The sequence below is a fragment of the Corynebacterium tuberculostearicum genome, from assembly GCF_046097465.1.
Classification (GTDB): domain Bacteria; phylum Actinomycetota; class Actinomycetes; order Mycobacteriales; family Mycobacteriaceae; genus Corynebacterium; species Corynebacterium tuberculostearicum_I.
In genome coordinates this window covers 706,167-730,473 of the sequence record NZ_CP175799.1, presented here as the reverse complement: position 1 = coordinate 730,473, position 24,307 = coordinate 706,167, and the positions used below count along the sequence as shown (strand labels likewise).

The 24,307-nt window shown below is 56.6% G+C and carries 18 protein-coding genes; 10 read left to right on the top strand and 8 right to left on the bottom strand.

The features are described 5' to 3' along the window. Positions 1–5: 5 nt before the first annotated feature. The 4 genes from ACKFRX_RS03550 to ACKFRX_RS03535 all read right to left on the bottom strand — a co-directional run bounded on the left by ACKFRX_RS03550 (position 6) and on the right by ACKFRX_RS03535 (position 5,362). A complete protein-coding gene (locus tag ACKFRX_RS03550; RefSeq protein WP_408928130.1) occupies positions 6–872 on the bottom strand; it encodes an LPXTG cell wall anchor domain-containing protein in 867 nt (288 codons plus the stop codon). Positions 873–1,250: 378 nt separating this feature from the next. Continuing rightward, entirely contained in the window at positions 1,251–2,552 is a 1,302-nt protein-coding gene (locus tag ACKFRX_RS03545; RefSeq protein WP_250412665.1) for a threonine/serine exporter ThrE family protein, read from the bottom strand. Between the two features lie 74 nt (positions 2,553–2,626). Next, positions 2,627–3,580 carry a class C sortase gene (locus ACKFRX_RS03540; protein WP_250412666.1) on the bottom strand — a complete coding sequence of 318 codons (954 nt, stop codon included), beginning with the start codon at positions 3,578–3,580 and terminating at the stop codon, positions 2,627–2,629. Between the two features lie 240 nt (positions 3,581–3,820). Beyond that, a complete protein-coding gene (locus ACKFRX_RS03535) occupies positions 3,821–5,362 on the bottom strand; it encodes a SpaH/EbpB family LPXTG-anchored major pilin (RefSeq protein WP_250412667.1) in 1,542 nt (513 codons plus the stop codon). A 969-nt stretch (positions 5,363–6,331) separates the two neighbouring features. On the opposite strand from ACKFRX_RS03535, the gene ACKFRX_RS03530 reads away from it, so the two are divergent. Further along, positions 6,332–7,531, top strand: coding sequence for an IS1249 family transposase (locus tag ACKFRX_RS03530; protein ID WP_408928129.1), 1,200 nt, complete (start codon positions 6,332–6,334; stop codon positions 7,529–7,531). Positions 7,532–7,749: 218 nt separating this feature from the next. On the opposite strand, the gene ACKFRX_RS03525 is transcribed toward ACKFRX_RS03530, so the two are convergent. Beyond that, positions 7,750–8,967, bottom strand: coding sequence for an amidohydrolase (locus ACKFRX_RS03525; protein ID WP_408928128.1), 1,218 nt, complete (start codon positions 8,965–8,967; stop codon positions 7,750–7,752). A gap of 259 nt (positions 8,968–9,226) precedes the next feature. On the opposite strand from ACKFRX_RS03525, the gene ACKFRX_RS03520 reads away from it, so the two are divergent. From ACKFRX_RS03520 to ACKFRX_RS03495, 6 genes are all read left to right on the top strand, one after another. Continuing rightward, entirely contained in the window at positions 9,227–10,207 is a 981-nt protein-coding gene (locus tag ACKFRX_RS03520; RefSeq protein WP_408928127.1) for a carbohydrate ABC transporter permease, read from the top strand. Between the two features lie 27 nt (positions 10,208–10,234). After that, positions 10,235–11,080 carry a carbohydrate ABC transporter permease gene (locus ACKFRX_RS03515; RefSeq protein WP_239235176.1) on the top strand — a complete coding sequence of 282 codons (846 nt, stop codon included), beginning with the start codon at positions 10,235–10,237 and terminating at the stop codon, positions 11,078–11,080. Between the two features lie 81 nt (positions 11,081–11,161). Beyond that, a complete protein-coding gene (locus ACKFRX_RS03510; protein WP_408928126.1) occupies positions 11,162–12,484 on the top strand; it encodes an ABC transporter substrate-binding protein in 1,323 nt (440 codons plus the stop codon). Positions 12,485–12,530: 46 nt separating this feature from the next. Next, positions 12,531–13,652 (top strand): sn-glycerol-3-phosphate ABC transporter ATP-binding protein UgpC, encoded by a 1,122-nt coding sequence (locus ACKFRX_RS03505; RefSeq protein WP_284844691.1) that lies wholly within the window; start codon positions 12,531–12,533, stop codon positions 13,650–13,652. A 176-nt stretch (positions 13,653–13,828) separates the two neighbouring features. Further along, entirely contained in the window at positions 13,829–14,446 is a 618-nt protein-coding gene (locus tag ACKFRX_RS03500) for a hypothetical protein (RefSeq protein ID WP_408928125.1), read from the top strand. 174 nt (positions 14,447–14,620) lie between these two features. Continuing rightward, positions 14,621–16,015, top strand: coding sequence for a GntP family permease (locus ACKFRX_RS03495; RefSeq protein WP_408928124.1), 1,395 nt, complete (start codon positions 14,621–14,623; stop codon positions 16,013–16,015). Here the strand turns inward: ACKFRX_RS03495 and ACKFRX_RS03490 are convergent. Beyond that, on the bottom strand, positions 16,012–16,521 hold the full coding sequence (locus ACKFRX_RS03490) for a gluconokinase (protein WP_408928123.1): 510 nt from the start codon (positions 16,519–16,521) through the stop codon (positions 16,012–16,014). The two genes, ACKFRX_RS03495 and ACKFRX_RS03490, sit on opposite strands and share 4 nt — an antisense overlap. Positions 16,522–16,671: 150 nt before the next feature. Between ACKFRX_RS03490 and ACKFRX_RS03485 the strand changes: the two genes are divergently transcribed. The 3 genes from ACKFRX_RS03485 to ACKFRX_RS03475 all read left to right on the top strand — a co-directional run bounded on the left by ACKFRX_RS03485 (position 16,672) and on the right by ACKFRX_RS03475 (position 21,668). Further along, positions 16,672–17,888 (top strand): IS3 family transposase gene (locus tag ACKFRX_RS03485; protein WP_408928122.1). Its coding sequence is split into 2 segments (ribosomal slippage): positions 16,672–16,933 and positions 16,933–17,888, totalling 1,218 coding nucleotides; the frame shifts between segments, so codons are not numbered across the junction. Between the two features lie 92 nt (positions 17,889–17,980). Further along, complete coding sequence (locus ACKFRX_RS03480) at positions 17,981–20,563, top strand: AAA family ATPase (protein ID WP_408928121.1); 2,583 nt, start codon at positions 17,981–17,983, stop codon at positions 20,561–20,563. After that, the gene (locus ACKFRX_RS03475; protein WP_408928120.1) at positions 20,547–21,668 is read left to right on the top strand and encodes a 5-methylcytosine restriction system specificity protein McrC; all 1,122 of its coding nucleotides are present in this window, start codon (positions 20,547–20,549) and stop codon (positions 21,666–21,668) included. The genes ACKFRX_RS03480 and ACKFRX_RS03475 overlap by 17 nt, the downstream gene beginning before the upstream one ends. A gap of 144 nt (positions 21,669–21,812) precedes the next feature. Here the strand turns inward: ACKFRX_RS03475 and ACKFRX_RS03470 are convergent, their stop codons facing one another. Both ACKFRX_RS03470 and ACKFRX_RS03465 read right to left on the bottom strand, forming a co-directional pair. Continuing rightward, positions 21,813–22,754, bottom strand: a complete 942-nt coding sequence (locus ACKFRX_RS03470) for a nucleoside hydrolase (protein ID WP_408928119.1) — start codon at positions 22,752–22,754, stop codon at positions 21,813–21,815. Between the two features lie 9 nt (positions 22,755–22,763). Beyond that, entirely contained in the window at positions 22,764–24,188 is a 1,425-nt protein-coding gene (locus ACKFRX_RS03465) for an MFS transporter (protein ID WP_294164782.1), read from the bottom strand. Positions 24,189–24,307: the final 119 nt, after the last annotated feature.

Sequence of the window (24,307 nt, the reverse complement as noted above, 5' to 3'; positions counted from 1 at the left end):
ATTCACTAGCTTTCACCCTTCTTACGACGAGAAAGCCAAAGGCCAGCGATAATCAGCACTGCGCCGAAGCCAATAAGGCCGAGAACGCTAGCACCGGTAGAGGCCAAGACACCCGAGTTGTGACTACGGGAACCGGTACCGGAACCACCCTCTGGCGGCTCTTGGCCCAAAACCTCTACGTCACGCTCGGCAGTGCTACCAGGACGGTCAGGATGGGTGGTGCGCTCACCCGGAGGAGTATTCTCCCGCGGTGGACGCTTCGGAGTAGTCGTCTCGCCCGGGGTATCCGGCTCAGTCGGAGGAACAGTAGGAGGAGTCGGCGGAGTAGAAGGACGACCCTTCATAACAGCCACCGAATCATACTCAAACTCCGTACCAGTCGGATTGCCCAGCGGAAGAATAATCAGCCTCGGTTCCGAAAGGCGATAGTCATGCTCAGAATCCGGGGCAGACTCCTCCACCAGGTACAGGCCCGGGTGCAGACCGGTGAACAAGGCTTTGCCCTCGGAGTCAGTATTCTCGAAGGCAACCTTGTCCAGTCCGGCCTCACGCGCCTTCTTCACGGTCATCTTCTTGGCAGCGTCGCGACCATCCTCAGTCTTAACGTCAATGCCTTTGACCTTAGAAAGCGTGAAAGTAAGCCCCTCTACCCCACCATCAGGTAAAGCATTAGGGTCGCGGTCATCATAAGGATTAAGCGGAATCTTACGGAACGTCACGTCAATAGAACGCGAAGAATCCACGGTGGAGGCATTAACGTCCCGGTCGTTGCCGGAAATAACGCGCTCATCCGCGGTGGCAAGTGGAGTGGCAAGGCCAGCACACAAAGCAACCGCGAGCACCGAGGTAGGAAGGGAATAGTGCTTTTTCATATATTTCTTCTTTGTCAAGAGATAGCGTGCCCGCACAGGTCAGCTGTCTACGACAGGGAATTTGCCAAGAATCGCTGGTCTAAGGGATCTTTAGGGGCGTTTCTTAGCTCTTTACCAGTAACCTTTGCGAATGCTTAAAATAATACCCAAGATTTCCTCAGGGTGCAATTCTTTAGGCAGCTTTTTATAAGGTTAAAGGCCTTTTTTACAGCCACACTTAAGATAAAAATTGGAGAGAAACCCGGGCAGGAACCCTATACCCCCAGCCCACTGCCCATTTAGGGCCACCCCTACAAGATTTCTTAAAGAAACTTAAAGTTAACGGGGCTCCTTAAAGAACACAGGAACGGGTGGGCAAAAGGGGGCGTCGGCAAGCGCTTAAGGCTTCGGCGGCGGCTGATGGCTGAAGTCAATGAGTCGGCCAAGTGCCCAGTCCGGGTCCGTTAGCAGGCGGGATAGCACCAACCCCGCGCCGATGGAGGCAACAACCATCATGCCGGTGGCAACGTTCGCCACCGCATGATCCATTTCGCCGGCGTTGAGGTAATAGACCGCACGGAACATGGTGACACCCGGAATCATGATGACCGCGGCCGGCACCGTCGTGGTGATGCGCGGCAGGCGCGCCGCCTTAGAAGCCACCGCGCCCAGCAAACCGATGATGGTTCCGCCCACAAAGGCCGCGAAATACGGGGTGGTGCCAAGCTCCAGGAGACCGAGGCGTACGCCGTTGGCCACGGTGCCCACGGCCGCGGCGACTAGGACCATACGGCGCGAAGAGTTAAACAAGAAAGCAAAGCCTGCAATGCCGCAGAAGCTGGCAACAAAGGCGAAGCAGTACCAGCGCAGGTTGGTGGCGGGAACGGGCGGCTCAGGATTAAGGTCGGTAAGCCAGCTAACCATAGCGACGGTAAAAGTAGCTGCGAAGATGACACAGAAGGCATAGGCCAGTCGGACTAAGCCGGCGTCGAAATCAAAGCGCGCCATATCAATGAGCGCGGAGAACAGCGGGAAACCAGGAATCAAAAAGAGCACGGCGGCCACATAACCGGAGGAAAAGTTGCTGGGATCGGCCGCACCGATAAGGCCCAAGAACTCCGTGATGGCAAAGAACACCAGGCTGGCGGTTACTCCCCCAGCCACGATGCCGCCGATCTGGTGCACGTGATTGCTTAAGGCCACATGCCGCATGAACTGACCGGCGAAGGCCGCCACCGCCACCAGGCCGAGGGCCTCGAGCGGGAAAGAGTTCAGGAACGCGAACGCACCACAGGCCACCGCGGCCGCGAGCGACAAGATGATGCGGCCCCACCGCTTGCGCACGTCGTGCTCGATTTGGTCGAGCATCGCGCTAAGTTCCTCGGCAGTAATGCCCGCGTAGAGGCGATTATGAGTCAAATCCTCAATAGCCTCAATGCGCGAGGCGTCCACCGCCGGCGAATGCTGCCGGGAAATCACGGTGCGAAACAGCGGTCCACGGTGGAAGGTACAGGTAATCTGCGTAAGCCCCACCGTGGCGTCGAGTTTATTAAAACCCAAGGCACGGGCGCTGCGCTTCATCGCGCGCAGCACGCGGTACCCCGAGGTACCCGCCCCCATGAGCAGCATGCCCAGGCGCAGGACAACATCGGCTTCTACGCCCATTTGTCGGTGGGCCTCGGCGTCAAAATGCGCGTTCATGTAGTCCACTATAACGTCGGAAAAATCCCCACCCGCTTCCGCATGGAAACGACTGGGGATTTAAGTGCGCGGGCTTAGTCTTCGTCCTCGCTTACGGGGTGGGCGGTGCCGGCGTCAGCAGCGCCTTCGCTTTCCGACGCCCCCTTAGCCTCTTCGCCAGCATTCTGCTTGCGCTTCATGCTGCGCACCCACCAGATCATGCCGGCGATAATGGCAATGGCCAAGGCGATAAGCAGCCACATCCACCACTGCATGAAGCTGGCCTTGTCTTCAAAGACGTGATCTTCATCAGGGTCCATCGGCACGCGGTGGGCATGCACCATCAGGCGGTGGGTATTGATGCCGTACGGCGTACAGGTAATAAGGGTTAGCAGGTCCTCGCCCTCGCGCGGCTGCAGCGAATCGGTTTCTTCCGGCAGGACCACCTCAATATCGTGGACCTCATACTTCATCTTCTCGCCGAAGGTAGAGACGTAGACAGCATCGCCCTTTTCCACGTCCACCAGGTTGTCCCACAGCGTTGCGTTGGACAAGCCCGTGTGACCCGTAATCACGGAGTGATGGCCTTCGCCGCCGACCGGAAGCGCGGAACCAAAGAGGTGGCCCAAGCCCTTTTGCAGGGTCTTATCGTCCGTGCCGTGGTAGACCGGAAGCTTCGAATCGATAGACGGGATAACCACCTGGCTCATCGCGGAGCTACCACTTAGCTGCTTCAAGTATTCCTGATAGGCCACGTTGTCTTCGCTCACGCGCGCCAGCCACGGGTCCAGAATCGGTGCATCACCGTGCTCGTCGTTGTAGCGACGTGCCTCTTCCAGCGCCTCGTTCTTTTCCTCCGGCGTCATCTCTTTGAGGTCTTCTTCGTAGCGCTCCGCTACTTTTTGCTGCTGCACGTTATTCCACTGCGTGGCATAGACCGGATACAGCATGACAAGAAGACCAACGATGACAAGCAGCAGGGGCAAAAATACGCGCTTGAACAGTGATTGTTTTTCCGTCTTGCGGTGCTTGGCAAGCTGTTCGGTCATGGTGGTCCTCTAGATCTATGTATTTAGTTGGATATAGGGAATGGAAAAGAGATAAAGCTCAACCGGGTTCTAGGGACTGCCCGGTACACAGTAATCAGTATGAAATTGTACAACGCCCCGTCTTATTCAGGGCAATAAAAAGGGGCGGGGATTTTTGCCGCCTCCCCGCTGGGCGGCGCAAGCCAAAAGGCCCGGAAGAATTTTCCGAGCCCAATGGTTTAGCAGGCTAGCACTGAGTGCTTAGGCCTTAGCGGAGTTGCGGCGTGCTGCGAAGAAGCCGCCACCGATGATTGCCAGACCAGCCAGGACGATGGCGATGAAGCCAGCGCCACCGGTGTTAGGCAGGTGGTTCTTATCGGTGTAGTTATCGATAGTTGCGGTATTCTCAATCTTCGCGGAAGGTACGCCCTTGTCGTCGACCTTGCCTTCCTTCTTCAGGTCGAAGTGGATGAGCTGGTCGTTCTTGACGTAGCCCTTAGGAGCCTTGGTCTCCTTCAGGCAGTAGTTGTTAGGCTTGGCCTCGTTATCAGCGAAGTCGGTAACGTGGATACCCTCGATGGTAACGGTACCCTCTGCGTTGGTGGTCCAGGAGGTCTTACCCTTTACGGTCTCTGCAGTGGTGTCCTTAGTCTGCTTCCAAGCCTTGCCGTCGGCTTGGCACTGGACGAGCTGGAACTCTGCGCCTTCCAGCTTCTTCTTATCGTTGCCGTCCTGCTTGACGATCTTCAGGTCGCCCCAGTAGGTGTGAACCTTGTTGGAATCAACGGTGGTGTCGTGCTCGTCGTCTGGGAAGTGGCTGACGGTCAGCTTTGCGTCGTTAGGAACGTGGTAAACAGTAGCGTTGTCCACGGTCTTAGTCTCGATGGTGGTGAAAACCTTGTCGGAGGTGGAGGTCAGCTGCTTGCGGCCTGCCTCCGTGAAGACAACCTTCTTAATCTGGGCGTTGCCTTCTACTGGCTCGACGTTGTAGTCGGTACCAGCCTTCAGTTCCTTAGCGCCTTCTTCCTTTGCGCCAAGAGCTACCTTGGTGACCTTGGAAGCTGCACCATTAAGCTGGGAATCCAGTTCATCGGTCACGATGTACTTGGTGAGGGTCTCACCCTTCTTGGTTACCGGAATATCGGAGGTAATGGTGTAGGTGTAGTTCTCCTGGTTGTTGGCGAACTGGTCCTTTACCTTCTTTTCAACCTTAACCTCGGTGTTCTTCGGGTAAGCGTTGACGTTGGTGATCCAGCCGGTCTTCTCCGGATTGGTCATCGGAACATAGACCAGGAACGGCTGTGCAATAACCAGACCAGAGTTCTCCGGAACGTAGGTCTCGGTTACCTTGTACAGACCTGGCTTCAAGCCCTCCAGCTTAATTTCACCGTTTTCGTTGGTCTCGGCGTCCTTGGTGTACTCGCCGTTAGGCTCGTCGGTTACCTTCTTGCCTGCAGCGGTCTTCCAGTCCTGAGGGGTGTTCAGGGACTGAACCATCTCGATCTTGTAGCCAACGCCCTTAACGGATGGGTTAACCTTCTCATCGAGGTTCTGAGCAGTACCATTGCCCTGCTGAGCGGACTCGGTGCCCTTGTGCTTGTGAATGGTCAGGGACAGGTTATCGGACGGAGCATCTGCCGGGTTGACGTTTCCACCCTCGGCAGCAGTGGTCGTCGCGGCAGCAGGGGTCTCGGTCGCTGCGTGAGCAACGTTTGCGTCAGCGCCTACAACGCCAGCGGACAGAGCAATTGCGAAAGCGGCGGAGAAAGCAGCAGCCTTCTTGCCAGCGATAGCCTTGGACATGAGTTCTCTCTTTCAGAATCTTAAGATAGGGAATTTTCCCTGGAGACAGAGTGTGTTTTGGTTTTTAGGAAGCCTCGCGGTTAGTGCAAGGACTTGGACGGTGTTGCGCGGCTGGAAGGTCCTGCACGGCACCGACTCTTTTTCAGGGGGAGAGTAATCACAGTTTCCTTAGGGGTTGGTGGCTGGGTGGCCACTTAGGGGGAATAGCCCGCCTGCTTTAAGCCTGTTTTAGGGAGCAGTCTTAATGTTTCTGGCGGGGCGTTTAATCTTTCCTGTGTAGATTAGCACCATATCCACAGCTTGCCAACCGAATTCTAAGGTTTCTTTAACTTAGCGTGAACTATAAGCCTTTGAACTGCACATATAGAAAGAAAATTACTCTTAGAACCCCGGCAAAGGGGTGAATATATGGCAACCTTAAGCCCCTGCAGCGTTAACTTTTAAACCATTCCCGAGAGTAAATACAGCACTATTTAAGGTTGCTGGCACGTTCTTAACATCGCACCTAACCCCTACCCCAACCAACCCGACCCAGAGCACAACAAAACTGAGACTCCCTTAGAATTGGGGATGGCCATCTGGAGCGCTGCGCCACATGGGAGCCGTTACCGTTCCGTTATCAAGATGGCAGGATACTCACAGCGTGAATTTATTGTTGTTGCAGGTAAGTGGCTCATACTAAAAGCACGCGTTTGAGAGAACGCAAGAGAGATAGAGAGAACCAGTTCCAGCGCCCTGTGGCCCCAAGCGAGGCCCGGGCGTTGGAGCTGTTTTAGGGGTCTGCAGGTTGGGGCGTGGGGGAAGAAGTGGCCTAAACGACACGATGTGTTGGCGAGGTTGTACGGCTAGCCGGTCTGGCGTGCTGATATTAGGACTATTTCACTTATCCAAAGGGATATTCCAGCTTCGACCATGAAATACCGCCAAAGACATGCCGGTGTGCTAGGCACCTAGGTTCACGATGAGGGGATGAGTAAAAATCATCCTCGATGCCCCGTCTGCGGCGGGGAATGCACGAAACACGGAACAACGAGTGCTGGGCGCCAACGATGGCGATGCCGCACCTGCAAGGCCACCTTCACCCGCGTGAATAACGATGCCGTGCACGCCAAATGGTTCCGCCTTTTCATCTTCTGGCTCACCTCCAGCAACAGCCTGGAAGAAACAGCTAAAACCTACGGTGTTTCAACGCGAACTTTGCAACGACGCTTTAAACCGTTCTGGCTTATCCAACCTCCCCAAAGCGTTGATAAGCAGCGAATCTACGACCAAATCTTCATCGACGGCACCTACTTCAACACCAAGTGCCTTGTTGTAGCTGCCGACTCCAGCCATGTCATCAATTGGTTCTGGTGCACAAAAGAATCCTCCTGGTCCTACACGCGCCTGCTCGACCCACTAGCCCCACCACAATTGGTGACCTGCGATGGGGATTCCGGAGGCCTTAAAGCACTACACCACCTGTGGCCAGATACCCCGGTTCAACGCTGCATTGTCCACGTCAAGCGCAATATCCAACGCGCCACCGGCCTTCACCCCACTTCGCCGATGGGTAAAGCATTACAACGGCTTTCCTTTGAATTACTCGCCGTTGACAACCTGGATGACGCAGCCGAATGGATAGTGAAACTACAGCAGTTCGGCACCGTATTTAGCACCCAGCTCAAAGCCAAAACCTACGTCAAAGACGTCCCTTTCGACCAGATTCCAAAGTCCAAGCGCCGGAACAAAAAGTGGTGGTACACCCACTACACCCACCGCGGAATCTACCTACAGCTAAAGAAAATGAGCCAACAAGGACACCTCTTTGCCTACCTCACCGAAGCCGAAGAAGGCCAACGGTTTGAACGCACGACCAACAAGCTAGAAGGCGGGGTGAACTCACAAATTAAGCAACTTATGCACACCCACCGCGGACTGCGCGATGAACAACAGCGCATCGCCTGCGACTGGTGGCTATACCTCCACACGCAGCTACCTGGCGACCCTGTAGAGATCGCCAGGCAGCAAAACTGGGGCCAGGACGCACTCGCCAAAGCACAAACCCTAGCCAACCAGGAAAAACAAGCCACCAGCGGCCACGAAGACGGCCGACCAGCAACCTACGACAGTGCCATCGACACTGCCTACAACCACTCTATGGGAATACGCAAAGGCCACATACGCTAAACCCCCACCAACACAAAATGTCGTTTAGCCTGACACGCCGCAAAACAACACATTCTGTCGTTTAGGCCGAAGAAGTGGGCGTCGGAAAGCGATGCATGGCTTACACGCTCTCGCAATAGATGCTGCGGACTACTCCCCTATTGCTTCATACAACCCGCATGCCACCAGCAATGGCCGCACCCTTCATTGCAGGTGTGCGGCCAGAAGAAGGGGCCGGGCTAGTTCTTGCCCAGGTAACTCAGCGCAGCAGCGGTAAGGGCTTCGGTGCCGGTTCGTAGAGTGGGCTGGAGCAGCGGGGCGAAGTGCGGGCTGTGGTTGGGGACGTCCTTTTCTTCTTCCCGGCCGGAAAATACCCAGAAGCAGTAGGGAACGCCGAAGGCGCGGGCAATGGTAGAAAAATCCTCGGAGGCGGTGAGGGGCTCAGCGTCAAGGACTCGGTCGGGGCCGAAGTAGGCAGTAAAGGCTTCCTGAAGGCGCTCAGTGGTGTCTTTATCGTTGCTGGTAAGCGGATAGGAATCGTGGTAGGTGAACTCGGCGGGGTGCGGACTGCCGGCGGCCTGGCACTCGGCAGTGACGATGCGCTCGATGGCGCCGGTGATTTTATCGCGCACCTGCTCACTATAGGCACGCACGTTGATCTTTAGGTTGGCCTCAAAGGGGATGATATTGGCCTTCGAGCCGGCGTTGATGGCACCCACGGTCAGCACGCCGAATTCGGAGGGGTTCAGTTCGCGGGAGATGACCGTCTGTAAACGCATGACAATGGAGCTGGCCAGTACCACGGGGTCAACACTGAGGTGCGGCATGGAGCCGTGCGAGCCTTGACCATAAACCTTAACGTCCATGCTGACCGCGGTGGACATGAAAGGACCGGAGGCCAGCGCCACGGTGCCGGCGGGAAAGTTGCTGGCAAAGACGTGTTGGCCAAGTACTACGTCGGGCGTGGCGACCTTATCCACAAGCCCGTCATCCACCATGGCCTGGGCGCCGGCGGCAATCTCCTCGCCCGGTTGGAAAATCAGCTGTAGTGTGCCGGACCACTGGTCGGTAGCCTGCGCCATGAGCGCACCCATGCCCAGCAGGCTGGCGACATGGGAATCGTGGCCGCAGGCGTGCATGACGGGGACCGCGTTTCCTTCTTGATCAACGGCGGTATCGGTGGAGGCGTAATCCAGGCCGGTGTCTTCCTTAACCGGTAGGCCATCGAAATCCGCGCGGAGCATGACGGTTGGCCCGGCACCGTTTTCTAGAACACCGACCACGCCGCCGCCTACTTCAATGTGATGGAAGCCGAGATCGGCAAGTTTGTCCTTGATGATGCCCAGCGTGCGCTCTTCCTGCATGGATAGCTCCGGGTGCTGGTGCAGATCCTTATAGAGCGGCTCCTGCCAATCCCTGACGGAGTCATAGTTGCTGCAAACGGTACGGACAGACATTGCTTCCTCTTGGTCGGCACGTGGTGGACTATGGGGCCAGTGTAGTGGGGCGGGAGGAAGGTGGGCGTCGGCAAGCGGGGCATCTTTGTAACGGCAGACATAGTTGGGCAGCGGAGCGACCAGCGCCATAGGGGGTTACGCTGCGGCTTTATAGAATCTTTGATGACGCGTCTACCTTTAACTCATTGTCCTTGTTTTATTCATCAGATGTTTGTTTTCTGTGTAGCTGGGCGTCACCTGCCCGCCCTAGATTGACCGAGTGACTTTTCAGGAAGACTCTCTCAGTGCCGGTGGCGCCGGCACTACAACCGCATCTCCCGCACGCGCGGAAAGCCCCGGTGATTCCGCGGCGCTTGTCCGCAAGGCCCAGCGCAACCGCCACAAGGAATGGTTACTGGCCGCGGCGCTCTTAGCGCCGAACCTTATCTTGCTGGCCATCTTTACCTACCGGCCGCTGCTGGATAATATCCGCCTCTCCTTTTTCAATTGGAATATCTCTAGCCCCACCTCCACCTTCGTGGGCCTGGATAACTATGTGGAGTGGTTTAGCCGCGATGACACGAAGACCATCGTGCTCAACACCCTGGTCTTTACCTTCTTCGCAGTGATTGGCTCCATGGTCATCGGCCTAGCGCTGGCCTTGCTGCTGAACCAAAACATTAAGGGCCGCAACTTTGCGCGCTCGGTGGTCTTTGCCCCCTATGCCATCTCGGGCGCAGCCATCGGTATTGCCTTCCAATTCGTCTTCGACCCCAACTTTGGCCTCATCCAGGAAATACTGGGCTGGTTCGGCGTGGACTCCCCCAACTTCTACGCAGTACCGGGCTGGGCCATGTTCATGGTGACCTTTACCTTTGTGTGGAAGAACCTGGGCTATACCTTTGTCATCTATTTGGCAGCGCTACAGGGCCTGGATAAGGAATTAGATGAAGCTGCCGCTATCGACGGCACCGGACGCTGGCGCAAGTTCTGGCGCGTGACCATGCCGCAGCTGCGCAATACCACCTTCTTCCTGTCCATTACGGTGCTGCTTAACTCCGTGCAGGTCTTCGACATCATCAACGTCATGACCCGTGGCGGCCCGCAGGGCAATGGCACGCAGACGCTGGTCTTCCAGATCTACAACGAGACTTTCGTCAACTTCCGCGCCGGCTACGGTGCGACTGCCGCCACCATCTTGTTCCTCATCCTGCTCATCATCACCCTGATCCAGGTCCGCATCATGGATAAGCGAGGTTAACCCAACATGGCTACTTCTACCCTTCACATGGTTACGGATGAATCTCCCACCGCCCGCCGCGCAAAGCTCATCGGCGGCTACCTGGGCATCCTAGCGGTCCTGCTGCTCATTGGCCTGCCGCTGTTTTGGATCCTGATGACCTCGTTTAAGGCCAAGGGCGATATTTATACCGACCCGGTCAATTGGTTGCCGCCCGTGTGGGAGACCGAAAACTACTCCGATGCCACCACCCGCGTGCCGTTCTGGACCTACCTGCGCAACTCGGTGCTCATTACCGCAGTACTGTCCATCATCAAGATTGTGCTGGGCGTCATCTCCGCCTATGCGCTGGCCATCCTGCGCTTCCCGGGCCGCCACCTGGTATTCCTGCTGGTCATTTCCTCGCTCATGGTGCCGAGCGAAATCACCGTTATTTCTAACTATGCCCTGGTCAATTCCCTGGGTTGGCGCAATACCTTCGTGGGCATAATCGTGCCGCTGGCCGGCGTGGCCTTCGGCACCTTCCTGATGCGCAATCACTTTTTGTCCCTGCCCTATGAGCTGGTGGAAGCCGCCCGCATGGACGGCGCCGGCCCCATCCGCCTGCTCACCAAGGTGTTACTACCGGTCTCATGGCCCACGCTAACCGCATTTTCCGTCATCACCATGGTGAATGAATGGAATACCTACCTGTGGCCCTTCCTCATGGCAGATACGGAAGACGTCGCCCCGCTGCAGGTGGGTCTGACCATGCTGCAAAACAACGATGGCGTGACCAACTGGGGTCCGGTAATGGCCGCCACCATTCTCACCATCATCCCAATGGTCATCATCTTCCTGGCCTTGCAAAAGTACATGATTCAGGGCCTGACCACTGGCGCCGTGAAGGGTTAGAAGGCTTCTTCCCCACCCACGCTCGCCGTTTCCGCTTGCTTTATTTTCCACCCCTTAACCACGCTTTTTAAGGAGAACTACATGCTACGCCGCAAATTCCTCGCCCTGGCCTCCACGGCCGCTTCTGCCACCGCTCTCGCCGCTTGTGCCGGCACCTCGTCCACCAACCCTCAGGGCGGCAACGACAAGGGCGGCGACGGTGAAGTCACCGAACTGACCTGGTGGTCCAACCACCCGGGCACCTCCAAGGACATTGAAAAGGAGATCATCTCCCGCTTTGAAAAGGAGAACCCGGACATCAAGGTCAACCTCGTTGACGCCGGCAAGAACTACGAAGAAGCGGCACAGAAGTTCAACGCCGCTCTCACCGGCCAGGACCTGCCGGACATCGTGGTGCTTTCTGACGTCTGGTGGTACAACTTCGCTATCAACGGCCAGATCGCCAACGTGGATGACCTTGCTAAGGAAGCGGGCATCGACCTGTCTACCTACGTGCAGCCGCTCTACGAGGACTACAACTACGACGGCGGCCACTTTGCCCTCCCCTTCGCCCGCTCCACGCCACTGTTTTACTACAACAAGGACGCCTGGAAGAAGGCCGGCCTGCCGGACCGCGGTCCCAAGTCCTGGGATGAGATGGATGAGTGGTCCAAGAAGCTGGCTGAGGCCGATTCCAAGATGAAGCCCTTTGGCTGGGGCGATGCCGTGGATTACCTGGGCTGGATCTTCCAGGGCCCGCTGTGGTCCAAGGGCGGCGCTTACTCCGATGACTGGGATCTGAAGTTCACCGATGACAAGACCATCAAGGCCGTCGAGTGGCTCAAGGACATCACCGATGAGAAGAAGGGCTACTCCTACGTGGGCAACGACATGGCCATGGAGTTCGGCACCGGCCGCGCCGCCGCCACCGTCTTGTCCACCGGTGACCTGGCAGGTCTTACCGATACCGCCAAGTTCGAGCTCGGCACCGCCTTCCTGCCTAACCCGACTGGCGACGGCGCCTGCCCTACCGGTGGTGCCGGCCTGGCCATTCCAGCTGGCATTAGCAAGAACCGCCAGCTGGCTGCTATCAAGCTCATTGACTTCATCACCAATGAGGAAAACACCTGCTACTGGTCCCAGAACGTGGGCTACATGCCGGTGCGCTCCACCGCGGTGGACAACGAGGACCAGAAGAAGTTCATGAAGGACAACCCGAACTTCGAAACCGCTATCAAGCAGCTGCCGGAGACCCGCCCGCAGGATAATGCCCGCGTCTTCCTGCCCGGCGCGGACCAGGAAATCGGCGGTGCCTTTGAAAAGATCGTCACCAACCGCGATGACGTGACCAAGGTGCTGACCGATCTGCAGAAGACCCTGCAGTCCATCTATGACAACCAGGTCAAGACCGTCATCAATAAGTAGGCTCTCGCAGCCCCTCCCCTTCCCCACTAGTTTCTGAAAGGTAACCATGGCTACTGTCACCTTCGATGGCGCAAGCCGCATTTACTCTAAGGACGCGGAACGCCCCGCCGTTGACCGCCTCAACCTGGATATTGCCGATGGCGAATTCTTGGTCCTCGTCGGCCCATCCGGCTGCGGCAAGTCCACCAGCCTGCGTATGCTGGCAGGCCTCGAGCCCACCGACCGCGGCTCCATCCGCATCGGTGGCAAGGATGTCACCGGGGTTAGCCCATCGGACCGCGACGTGGCCATGGTCTTTCAGAACTATGCCCTCTACCCCAATATGTCCGTGGCGCAGAATATGTCCTTCGCGCTAGAAAACCGCAAGGTCCCCAAGGACGAGATTCAATCACGCGTGCACGAGGCGGCGAAGATCCTGCAGATGGAAGACCTGTTGGACCGCAAGCCGGCCAACCTCTCCGGCGGCCAGCGCCAGCGCGTGGCCATGGGCCGCGCCATCGTCCGAGAACCGGCCGTATTCTGCATGGACGAGCCGCTGTCCAACCTGGATGCTAAGTTGCGCGTTTCCACCCGCGCGCAGATCTCTAACCTGCAGCGCCGCCTTGGTACCACCACCGTATATGTCACCCACGACCAAACCGAGGCGATGACCATGGGTGACCGCGTCGCTGTTCTCAATGCCGGCGTCTTGCAACAGGTGGATACCACCCGCACCATTTATGACCGCCCGCAGAATGTCTTCGTCGCCGGTTTCATTGGCTCCCCGGCGATGAATATCTACGACCTCACCCATAACTCCTCTGAACTCACCATCGGTTCTACCCGCATCAATCTGGCCAACTACAACTTTGAGGGTGTGGAGACCGTCACGGTGGGCATCCGCCCGGAAGACTGGCAGCTAAGCGATACCGGCAATGGCGGGGCGAAGTTCACCGTCGCGCACGTCGAGGAGCTGGGCAACCAGACCTATGTCTATGGCGAGCTTAACGACGCCGCCGGCAACAGCTCCGCCGACGGCGTGCTCAAGTCCTCGACCCGGATGGGTGGCCAGACCGGCATTCTGGTTGATGCCCGCGGCCGCTATGCGGTGGGCGATACTTTCTACGTTTCCCCCGACCCGGACCGCGTGCATTTGTTTAGCACCACCACTGGGGAGCGATTGAACTAGAAGGCAGTCAAAAGGCAGTAAGTTCCTCAGTTTCTTATTTTTCCCTTTGCAGACAATAAGAAACTGATATATGCTCGCACGCATACAAAACCCGCACAACGCCGTTTACCACGGATATTGCCGGGATTATCACACTCCGCGAACCTTAAAATCAACCGAAAGGTAACTCACTGCCTATGCCTTCTTTCAAGAAGCTTTCTGCCGCCACTCTGGCCGCTTCCGCCATCCTTGGCACCGTCGCCGCACCGGCCGCTAGCGCCAAGAGCGATCCGGTTCGCTCCCTCATCTCCCCGGGCACCTGCAAGACCATCACCAAACTGGCTAACGATGGCAAGCCGGTCCCGGATCCTTCCATCCTCCACGATGAAGACTCCGTAAAGCCGTACTTCAAAGACGGCGTATTGGAGTACAAGGTGGTCGACGGCTTCCCGTACCGCAAGCAACTGGATGCCGCGGTAGCCGAGTGGAACGAGGCCCTCGACGGCAAGGCTTCCCTGAAGGAAGTAAAGCCTTCCGAGGCTGACGATGACACCGTCGCCATCATCTACAAGCCAGACCCAAACGGCTACGTGCAGGGTGCCGCCTACCCGGATCACAAGATGGTCTTCATCAAGATTCCTAATGCCCAGTACCCAGAGGCAGTCCAGGGCACCATCGCCCACGAGCTGGGCCACATGATGGGCGCGGGCCACTCCTGCGCCGGCGCGCTTATGGCCGGCGCCAACCAGAACCCCATCTCCTACCATGTGACCCCGCTGGATGCGGCGGCTGTCGTCCAAGGCCAGTTCGACTAAACTGCCTGCACCCTCCCCTAGGTTCCTGTACCGGCGCCTAGGGGATTTTTATATACCCCGCCCCTTTGGGGGTGTCGGCTGGGTCGCATTTGGAGGAAGGGGGACGTCGGCAAGCGGGGCTACTGCTAACGTTTCCGTTATTCAAAGGTTTGCATTAGAAAAGGAGCCCGCTTTATGGATACGTGGGAACCCACCCTGTCGACCGGCCCGCTGCTAGGCATTGCGGTGGCCGCCATCGCCGTGATTTTGGTGCTGGTCATCTATTTCAAGCTCCACGCTTTTCTCACCCTGCTGGTGGTCTCGGCGCTTACGGCACTGGCCGCGGGCATTCCGCTCGAGGGCATTGTGCCCACCATGACCGAAAGCTTTAGCTCTACCCTGGGCTCGGTGGCGTTGCTGGTGGGCCTGGGTGCCATGATCGGCCGGCTTGTGGAAGCCTCCGGTGGCGCCAAATCGCTTGCCGACGCTATGGTCCGCCACTTCGGCGAATCCAAAGCACCCCTTGCGCTCGGCCTGGCATCACTGATCATGGGCTTTCCCATCTTCTTCGACGCCGGCCTGATTGTGATGCTGCCGGTTATCTTCGCCGTCGCTCGCCGTTTGGACGGCCCCGTCCTTGCCTTTGGCCTGCCGGCCGCCGGTGCGTTTTCTGTTATGCACGTTTACCTGCCGCCGCACCCAGGCCCTGTGGCGGCGAGCGAGTTCTACGGCGCTGACCTCGGCCTCGTCCTCCTCGTTGGCCTGCTACTTGCGCTGCCTACCTGGTATATCTCCGGCTACCGTTTTGGCCTGCTTTCCGGCAAGAAATTCCCGCTGAAGGTCACTGATGCCATCGCCGGCCCGGTGCTTTCTGAGGAAGAACAGCCGCTTAAGCCGGCCTCTGCCCCAACGGTGATTTCCCTCCTGCTCATCCCGATGGTGCTCATCTTCTTCAACACCGGCCTCAACGCCTTGGCATCCTATGGCACCATCGATGCCGACGCCGCGTGGGTACGGTTCTTTGTCATGCTAGGCCAGACGCCTATCGCGCTTCTTATTACGGTGCTCGTCGCGCTCGTGGTACTTGGCCTTCGCCGCGGCGTGGACAAGACCGCGCTGGAAAAGCTCATTGATTCCTCGCTTGGCCCTATCTGTTCCGTCGTTCTCATCACCGGTGCCGGCGGCATGTTCGGTGGCGTTCTGCGTACCTCCGGTATTGGCGACGCCCTGGCCGATTCCCTTTCCGGCCTCGGCATCCCCGTCATTCTTGCCTGCTACCTCATCGCCGTGGCGCTGCGCCTAGCCCAAGGTTCGGCCACCGTGGCGCTCACCACGGCTGCCGCTCTCATGGTTCCCGCCGTGGAGGCCGGCGGATTCAATGAGCTGCAGCTCGCCCTTATCGTCGTGGCCACCGCCGCCGGTTCCGTCTTCGGTTCTCACGTCAACGACTCTGGCTTCTGGCTCGTCGGCCGCCTAATGGGCATGGATACGGTCACCACGCTGAAGACCTGGACGGTCAACCAAATGCTGATCTCCGTCATCGGCTTTGCCCTGGTCTTGGTGCTCTACGCAGTAGCAGCGCTCTTTTAAGCCCCAGCTTTTATCCAGGAAGCAGCGTCCTGGGCAATCTCTTCGACTGGCCGCGTCACATCAAAGACGCGGCCAGTTTCGTCTTCTTCCAGCGGCTCCAAGGTATCGAACTGCGACTGCAAGAGCGACGCCGGCATAAAGTGCCCCGGCCGGTGCTGCATCCGCTCATGCAGCACATCGAAGTCGCCGTGCACGTGGACAAACACTACTGCCGGGCAATACTCGCGAATCAGATCCCGGTACTTGCGCTTCAGCGCGCTGCACCCCACCATCGCGCCTTCTGGCCTATCCGCCAGCCACTGACCAATCTGCTTCAACCACGGCTCCCGGTCGGCATCATTGAGCGGTGTTCCAGCAGCCATCTTGTCGATATTGGCCTGCGGGTGCATATCATCGCCATCGCGGTACTCCAGACCTACCAAAGGCGACAGCGCCTCCCCCACCGTTGTCTTCCCCGAGCCGGATACTCCCATCACTACGATGTGGCGGAAACTGTGCTGGTTCATGGTGGCTCCTTGGGTTGGGGTTGTTCACTTCTAATTTTAGGCAGCCAAGTCTTCAGAGATAAACAAGTCTCAAATAGAGAACTGTCCTACTGAGGTTACCCTCGTTTAGTGGACACCCTATTTGTACGGATCTTGTGTCCGTAGGAGAGGATGTTCATTGTGAGTCAACAGCGCAAGAAGTACACGCCGGAGTACCGGCGTGAAGCCGCGAACTTGGTAATCGAGTCAGAGCGCCCGATCGCTCATGTGGCTAAGGAGATTGGCGTCTCCGCCGGGCTTTTAGGCCGGTGGGTCAAACTCGAGCGTGAACGCCGAGGGGCCTCGGATGGGATGAGTGAGGCGGATCTTCGTGCTGAGAATGCTCGTCTGCGCCGTGAGTTGGCGGAAGCCAAGATGGATAATGAGTTTTTGTCAAAAGCGACAGCCTTCTTCGCCGCGAAGCAACGCGAGCAGAAAAGTTCGAATTGATGCAGCAGGAGAAGGCAAACTACAGCATCAAACGCATGGCACGGCTATTAAAAGTGTCTCGGTCTGGATACTACAAATGGGCTGATACGCAGCAGAAGCGACTATCTGGCGAAAATGATCGTGCTGCATTTTACGATGGCGTTGACCGAAAGATTCATCAGATTTGGAAAGACTCCGATGAGGTTTATGGTGCTCCGCGGATCACCGCAGAACTTACCGAGCGTTACCGGATCACCCTGAATCGCAAGACTGTGGCTAAGCGGATGCGCCTGATGGGAATTGAAGGGATTTCACCGCGTGCCTTTGTCCCGGTGACAACGATTCAAGCTAAGCGTCAGTCGAGTCTTCCTGACCTGGTCAAGCGCGTGTTTGATACTGGTGATCTCAACCGAGTGTGGATGTCGGATATTACCTACCTACGCACCAGCGAGGGATGGTTGTACTTGTGTGCGGTCCGCGACGGCGATTCCCGCAGGGTGCTGGGCTGGGCGATGGATAGCGTTCAAGATACATGCCTGGTCGAACGGGCCCTGCGGATGGCATATACACTGCGCGGTGACGTTCCTGATGGGCTGGTGTTCCACGCTGACCGCGGAACGCAATTTACCAGCGAGAAGCTCTGGGAAGTCTGCCATAACCTGGGCATTGCTCAGTCTGTGGGGCGTACTGGTGTGTGCTTTGATAACGCGATGGCTGAGTCGTTCTGGTCGACGCTTAAAACCGAGTTCTACGACCGTAAGCGTTGGCCTACCCGCGATGCTGCGCGCAAGGCCGTTGCCTACTGGATGGAAGTCGTTTACAACCGTCGGCGCCGGCACTCTGCACTAGGGATGGTCAGCCCCGTCGACTTCGAAAACCACATTGGTCTAACCACCAGTAGAAAAGAAATAGCTGCCTAAGCACTAGGTAGCCCCACTACGTGTCCACGATTTGCGGGCAACCCCACTACTATCATTGAAATTCCCCTACTCGAATTTCTAAGGATGCACTGATGACTACCCCGCAGCAATCTTTTTCTTGGAGAACCGTTCTTCCCGTCGTCTTAGAAACGATGAGGGGTTCGACAATCGTCTCTTATCCTGAGCTATTCGAACGCGTTCAGAAGATTGCTGAGGCAGATTTCCCAGGGCAGGCCCACCGGCAGCTTAAAAGCAGATCTGTTGTGGAAGACCGGACACGATGGGCGGTGTTCTACGCAAGGAAAATCGGGTTTGCCAGCTCCTTTGAACCGGGGTCCTTTTCCTTGACTGCCGAGGGCGCCACTTGGCTTGCTTCCAACCCATATCCTTTGGGCAAAGATCAGATCCGAGAAATTAATGGGCTTATATCTGAAGCGCGAAAGCAACGAGAAGCTGATTCAGGACCGCAAGAAGAAGTTCCTGAAGAATCTAGTGCGGATTTTTTCTGGGTGCTTCGCGCAGGCAGCCATGGTGAACGCGAAAAGAGAGCTTTAGAGTCCAACCTAGGCATCCCCGGTATGGACTACGGCCCAGCGGTGAACAAGCAAAATACCTTGGACTCCATCAAAGCCTCGATGGTCCGAGAGCACCCAGATCTCAAGGCACAAACGTCCACCAGCTACGCTTCTCAACTCAACCGGTTTAAAAACCACATGCAGGTTGGCGACTTGGTTCTGATGCCAAGCAAGTTGCATAGAGGGCGAGTTTATTTTGGCTATGTTTCCGGCGATTACGAGTACCGCCCTCATGAGCCAAAAGAAATGCGGCACGTTCGACCAATCAACTGGTCAAGCGATTTCTTTAATCGCGATGACCTAGGAATAGATCTTCAACGATCTCTGACTTCACTGCTTACCATTTGTAAAGTTTCCCGCAACCATGCCTATGACCGCGTGGAATCCGTCATCCAAGGCATGGGAGATCCTGAGTTTTCCTCTGAGACGACTTTGTCCCCTTCATTTGACTGGCCGGATTTTTTCGAAGAGTTCGCCACCAAATTGCTCGCCTTCAAAGACAACCGTGTGGAGCTACTAGAAAAGCTACGAGAAGCCGCTGAAATTTCAGCACGCCCACTCCGGTTCAAGCATCTATGGAAATGGTCCATTAACGATGAAGAAGTGCCAGCTACAGATATGGATCCGTTTACCATCCTCGGAGTTGCTAACCGGCAAATCTCAGAATCAAACAAAATCGCAATTTGCCAAGCTTTCAAAACCGTATTCGGAATTGAAGCTCCAGCACCTACCGATTTTTCGGGATTACCCCAACTAAATAACCTGCGTTCGTGTTTTGCCACTAAACCGTCAGATGTTAAAAATCCGGAGTTTTGGGATAAAAGCTGGAGACTTTTCGCTTCGGCACTCAGGTTGAGCCAATCAGATACGCCAGAACATAAAGCCCAGTTCATAAGCGATTTCGACGTCATGACCAAAGATCGACAGATAACGGCATACACCATGGCGTTGTTCTGGGCGCGTCCACGTTACTTTCTTTCTTTAGATTCGGTCATCACCAAATATCTTGCCCAAGATTCTGCGCTAGGAATCAACATTCAGAAGAATGTTGCAACGGGTAAAGATTATCTACTTACGCTCGCCGACATCCGAGAATGGCTTACTACTGCCGAGATCGAACCGGCTAATTTTCCCCGATTGTCTTATGAAGCATGGGTTTTCAACCAAGAGCCAACCGATGCTACTGCCCAAACCGTAGAGTCTTCGTCGGACGAGGACGTCTACACCATTCCTGCGCTTATCGAAGACGGTTGCTTCATCCCGAAAGACGATCTCGAGCTAATGCTGGAACGCCTGAAAGAAAAGAAAAACCTGATTCTCCAAGGCCCACCGGGGACGGGAAAGACTTGGCTCGCACGTCGCTTGGCATATATCTTGTGCAAGTCAGACGCGGAAGATGTAGTCACCTCCGTCCAATTCCACCCTTCTACTTCTTATGAGGACTTCGTTCAGGGCTTTCGTCCCAGCAGTGACGGGAAGCTTGAATTGAAAGATGGTCCATTCCTCCAAGCGGTGGAAAAAGCTAAGGAGGATTCCAATCCACACGTAGTGGTGATTGAAGAGATTAACCGCGGAAATCCAGCGCAGATTTTTGGTGAGATGCTTACTCTCTTGGAAGCTGACAAAAGAAACCCTGAAAATGCGCTTACCACGCTTTATAGCCAAGAAGGAGAAGCAGTTTTCCTTCCCGATAACTTTTACGTCATCGGCACGATGAACCAAGCAGACAGGTCCCTTGCCATGGTAGATATGGCTTTACGTCGTAGGTTCGCTTTCATTAATCTCGTACCACAGTTGGGATCCACTTGGCGGAATTTTTGTGTTTCCAACCGTAATCGCAATGACGAGGCTCTCAGTGAAATCGCGCGAAGGATAGAAAAGGTTAATCAGTTAATCCGAGACGATTTCAATCTCGGTGATGACTACCTCATCGGGCACAGCTTTGTTACTCCGCGCCGAAAGCTGGCAGACAGTTCCTACGGTGCCACTATGGACTGGTTTAACCAGGTAGTAGCTTCAGATCTTAAGCCGCTCATCGGTGAATATTGGTTCGACAATCCTTCGAAGCGCGAGCAGGCCCTCGATGTCCTCAACGGATAGTTTCCCTCAACCGGAAGCCATATACGTTCCTATTCGAAGTGTCTGGATGCTCCAGCTATACGCCTCGCAGTCTTTTATTGATGGGCATATATCAAACGCCTCGGTGGAAGACGCGGGTGTTGAGCTTCCAGAGCTGATCGGAACGATGCTGTGTGACGCTGTAGAAAGGCGTTTTCGGAGAGAATTGAGCATTGGTTTCACCCTTACCGAACGAAATATAACTCGGGTGCGAGGCCGAATTGACATGTACGAAACCACTCGCCACCAACTCCTTGAAAAGGGACTCATTGCCTGTGAGTTCAATGAACTCACCATCAATAGCAAAGTTAACCAATTCCTTAAGTACGCCCTCGAATATGCAGCACAAATGCTCTTAGACGCAAGCAGTTGCGATGCTGCGCACCGGTGCAAGGTGCTTGCTCGAAGACTTACTCAAATGGGAGTTTCCAAGCCGAAATCGACAGCCTTCCCTCGTGGAAGGCTTTCTCCTGCAGATAAGAAACCAGTTGCAGTAGCCAGGCTGCTTTTGGAATTAGCCGTGCCCGCGCGTGGAGATGACGCCCTTTCTCAGTTCAGCAGAAAGCACCTCACGCAACACGAGCTCCGAATGCTTTTCGAAAAGGCTCTATTTGGTCTGTTTCAATACCACCTCAGCCCTATCGGTTGGAAAGTAAGCAGCGGAGAATGGTTGCACTGGAATGCTCAACAAACACCCAGCCAATTACCGAGCATGCAGACAGATATCATTCTGCGATCACCAGAAGGTGAAATTACAGTTATTGATGCGAAGTTCACGAATATGTTTATTGAGAACCGCGTAGGAAACGAATCTCTTAAAAGCCCCCACCTTTATCAGCTTTACGCCTACCTACGTAGCCAAGAAGCGCTTGGCGGAGAATGGAAAACCGCAAAGGGCATCATGCTCTACGCTTCTTCGGGTCGAAACTTACAGGATGAGACGATTTCATTCCTCCTCGACGGACACCCAGTAGCTTTCGCTAGCATCAGTCTCGAAACCTCAATTCGTGAGTTTCGTCAGAAAGCGCTTCACCTTGTGGCCCCGAATCTCGAATTTCCCCAGAAAGAACCTCACGATATTCCTTAAAGAATCTCCAAGGTACGCAAGCCTAGAAGAGGTGAAACATAAGGGCCAAAGCAGCCACGTTGCCTCCTCTAACTGGTGGTTCAAGGGCGATAACGTGGCTGAAAGTTGGGTTCCCACGCAGCGGGGGCGCGGCAAAGATGTGACCTAGACGAGGTTCTTGAGGGCGTCGGTAACCAGCCGCCAGAAACCGGCGTGGTCGAGGGTGGTGGCGACTTGGGTGTGGCATGAGGCGTCGGCGGGCTCGCGTAGATCGGTGACGGTCATGCCGGTGGTAAGGGCGCCGGCGAGCTCGACGTGGACGGGTGCCTTGCGGGTCTGGACGATGTCCAGATCGATGAGGTAGGCGATGGTGCACGGGTCGTGAACCGGTGGGTTATCGAAGCCCTGGTTGGCCTGGTAGGCCTTGCGGAAGAAACCGAAGAGGCCCACGACGAACTCCGAGACAGGAGTATTTAATGCCTGGATCTCGGCTTCGACCTCTGGGGTGGCAAGCGCCTGGTGAGTGAGATCGAGGCCCACCATGGTGACGGGCCAGGGCTCTTCGAAGACGATGTGGGCGGCCTCAGGATCGATCTTGATATTGAATTCGGCGACTGGGGACCAATTGCCCTCGTGGTAACCGCCGCCCATGAGGATGACTTCCTTGACGCGCTCGACGATGCGCGGCTCCTTGCGCGCAGCCATCGCGATATTGGTAAGCGGGCCGGTGGGCACCAGGGTGATGGTGCCGGGCTCATGGGACATGACGGTGTCGATGATGAAGTCGATAGCGTGGGCGTCGGCAAGCGCCGTGCTTGGCTCCGGAAGTTGGACGCCCTCGACGTCCATGCCGGTGGAGCCGTGGATAGCCTCGGCAACCTCGACGGGGCGCACGAGCGGGCGATCGCAGCCGGCATAAACCGGAACCTCCGGGTGCCCGGCGATTTCCTTGACCACCAGGGCATTGTGGGAGACCTTATCCAAGGTCTGATTGCCGCCGACGGTGGTAATGCCCAGCAGGTCGATGGTGGGGTTGCCCATCGCTAGGAGCAGGGCCACTGCGTCATCGTGGCCGGGGTCGCAGTCCAGAATGATTTTTCGCGTCATGCCACGAGCCTACTTTCGGGCGTTGACGGCCGCCACGGTGTCATCGATGGACTCTGGGCGAGGAATGAGGAAGGACAGGGCAAGAGCCGCAAGGAGAATAATGACGCCGGCGATCATGCCCGCGCGGTAGCCGTGCTCGAAGGAACCGGAAACCGCAAAGAGCACGGCGAAGGACAGGCCCGCGCCGAGGTTGAAGGCGCCGGCGTTCATGCCGGGAAGGTAGCCCTGGTTATCGGCCGGCGAGAGCACAATGCCCAGGCCGTTGAGCATGATGTTGGCAATGCCGGCGTAGGTTACGCCCAAGAAAATGGAGACGAAGAGCAGGGTCCATGCGTTCGGGGCGCCGACCACGAAGATGGAAATAATCAGGCCAACGACGGTGCCGATGAGGCCGGTCTGCAGGACGTACTTGTAGCCCAGCTTGGAGGCCATCCAACCGGCAATCGGGCCGAAGACCAGGCCGGCGAGGGCGTACGGGGTAAGGGTGACCCAGGAAATGGTGCTGGCGGAAATGCCGGCGCCGGCGTCAGGGTCCTGGCCGAGGTTTGGAATGAGGCCGTTCATTACTGCAAAGACGCCGGTCATGGTGAGCAGCGTGGTGGAAAGCAGTGCCCACGTGCGGCGCTGCTTGAGGTAAGCCACCGGCACGAGCGGATCGGCGACCTTCTTCTCCACATTCCAGAAAGCCCAGAAGCCGGCGGCACCGATAAGCAGAAGGATAATGACGAGGAACCAATTGGCCTCGGCAAGTTTGCCGGCCTCGTTGAATGCGGTGAGAACGCAGCCCAGCGCCACGGCCAGGGGCAGCACGCCCGCCCAGTCCATGCGCGGGGTTTCGGTGGCCGTGGATTCCTTGGTAAATGCCTGGACTGCTACTACCGCGATGGCACAGAGTACTGCCATGGTCCAAAAGACCGAGCGGTAGCCGAAGTTGCCGGCCAACCAGCCGCCGGCCAGGGCGTCCACGCCCGCGATACCACCGTTTACCGAGGTCACAATGCCCAGCAGCAGCGCATACTGCTTCTCATTGAGCACCTGCTGGCGCAACATGATGAGGCAGAGCGGGACGGTCGGCCCGGCCACGCCCTGGATGATGCGGCCGATAAGCAGCACGGCGACGTTGGGCGCGACGGCGGAAGCCACGCAGCCCAGCGCAGCAACCGCCATCATGCCAACGAGGACCTTCCTGCGCCCGATGAGGTCGCCCCAGCGTGGCAGGAATAGTGAAAATAGTGCCGCGGCCGTAAAGAAGGCAGTCTGTGTTAGGCCAATCTGTGCGGTGGTGGCACTCAGCTCATCCTCCATCGTCGCCAGGGCCGGCGAGAGCATCGACGCATTGAGCTGGAAAGCAAACACCGCCGTAAGCAGTGCGAACATCAACGGAATATAGGAGCTGGGCTGGAGCTTTGGGGGCTCGGAGGTGGTGGAAGTCATGGCTTTAAATGTAGTTGATGAATCTTTCGCTCCATAGTGGGGAGCGTGGCTCAATTGCTTGGCGTTGCGCAGTGGTTTGAGTTGCAATCGATGGGAACCGCTGTGTTCGTCGGAGTGCG

Coding starts and splice junctions, on each gene's coding strand:
- ACKFRX_RS03525 (WP_408928128.1), bottom strand. CDS start 8,967: ATGTCTGTCCGTACCGTTTGCAGCAACTATGACTCCGTCAGGGATTGG.
- ACKFRX_RS03540 (WP_250412666.1), bottom strand. CDS start 3,580: ATGACCGAACAGCTTGCCAAGCACCGCAAGACGGAAAAACAATCACTG.
- ACKFRX_RS03535 (WP_250412667.1), bottom strand. CDS start 5,362: ATGTCCAAGGCTATCGCTGGCAAGAAGGCTGCTGCTTTCTCCGCCGCT.
- ACKFRX_RS03545 (WP_250412665.1), bottom strand. CDS start 2,552: ATGAACGCGCATTTTGACGCCGAGGCCCACCGACAAATGGGCGTAGAA.
- ACKFRX_RS03500 (WP_408928125.1), top strand. CDS start 13,829: ATGCCTTCTTTCAAGAAGCTTTCTGCCGCCACTCTGGCCGCTTCCGCC.
- ACKFRX_RS03480 (WP_408928121.1), top strand. CDS start 17,981: ATGACTACCCCGCAGCAATCTTTTTCTTGGAGAACCGTTCTTCCCGTC.
- ACKFRX_RS03470 (WP_408928119.1), bottom strand. CDS start 22,754: ATGACGCGAAAAATCATTCTGGACTGCGACCCCGGCCACGATGACGCA.
- ACKFRX_RS03515 (WP_239235176.1), top strand. CDS start 10,235: ATGGTTACGGATGAATCTCCCACCGCCCGCCGCGCAAAGCTCATCGGC.
- ACKFRX_RS03505 (WP_284844691.1), top strand. CDS start 12,531: ATGGCTACTGTCACCTTCGATGGCGCAAGCCGCATTTACTCTAAGGAC.
- ACKFRX_RS03530 (WP_408928129.1), top strand. CDS start 6,332: ATGAGTAAAAATCATCCTCGATGCCCCGTCTGCGGCGGGGAATGCACG.
- ACKFRX_RS03465 (WP_294164782.1), bottom strand. CDS start 24,188: ATGACTTCCACCACCTCCGAGCCCCCAAAGCTCCAGCCCAGCTCCTAT.
- ACKFRX_RS03490 (WP_408928123.1), bottom strand. CDS start 16,521: ATGAACCAGCACAGTTTCCGCCACATCGTAGTGATGGGAGTATCCGGC.
- ACKFRX_RS03495 (WP_408928124.1), top strand. CDS start 14,621: ATGGATACGTGGGAACCCACCCTGTCGACCGGCCCGCTGCTAGGCATT.
- ACKFRX_RS03475 (WP_408928120.1), top strand. CDS start 20,547: ATGTCCTCAACGGATAGTTTCCCTCAACCGGAAGCCATATACGTTCCT.
- ACKFRX_RS03550 (WP_408928130.1), bottom strand. CDS start 872: ATGAAAAAGCACTATTCCCTTCCTACCTCGGTGCTCGCGGTTGCTTTG.
- ACKFRX_RS03510 (WP_408928126.1), top strand. CDS start 11,162: ATGCTACGCCGCAAATTCCTCGCCCTGGCCTCCACGGCCGCTTCTGCC.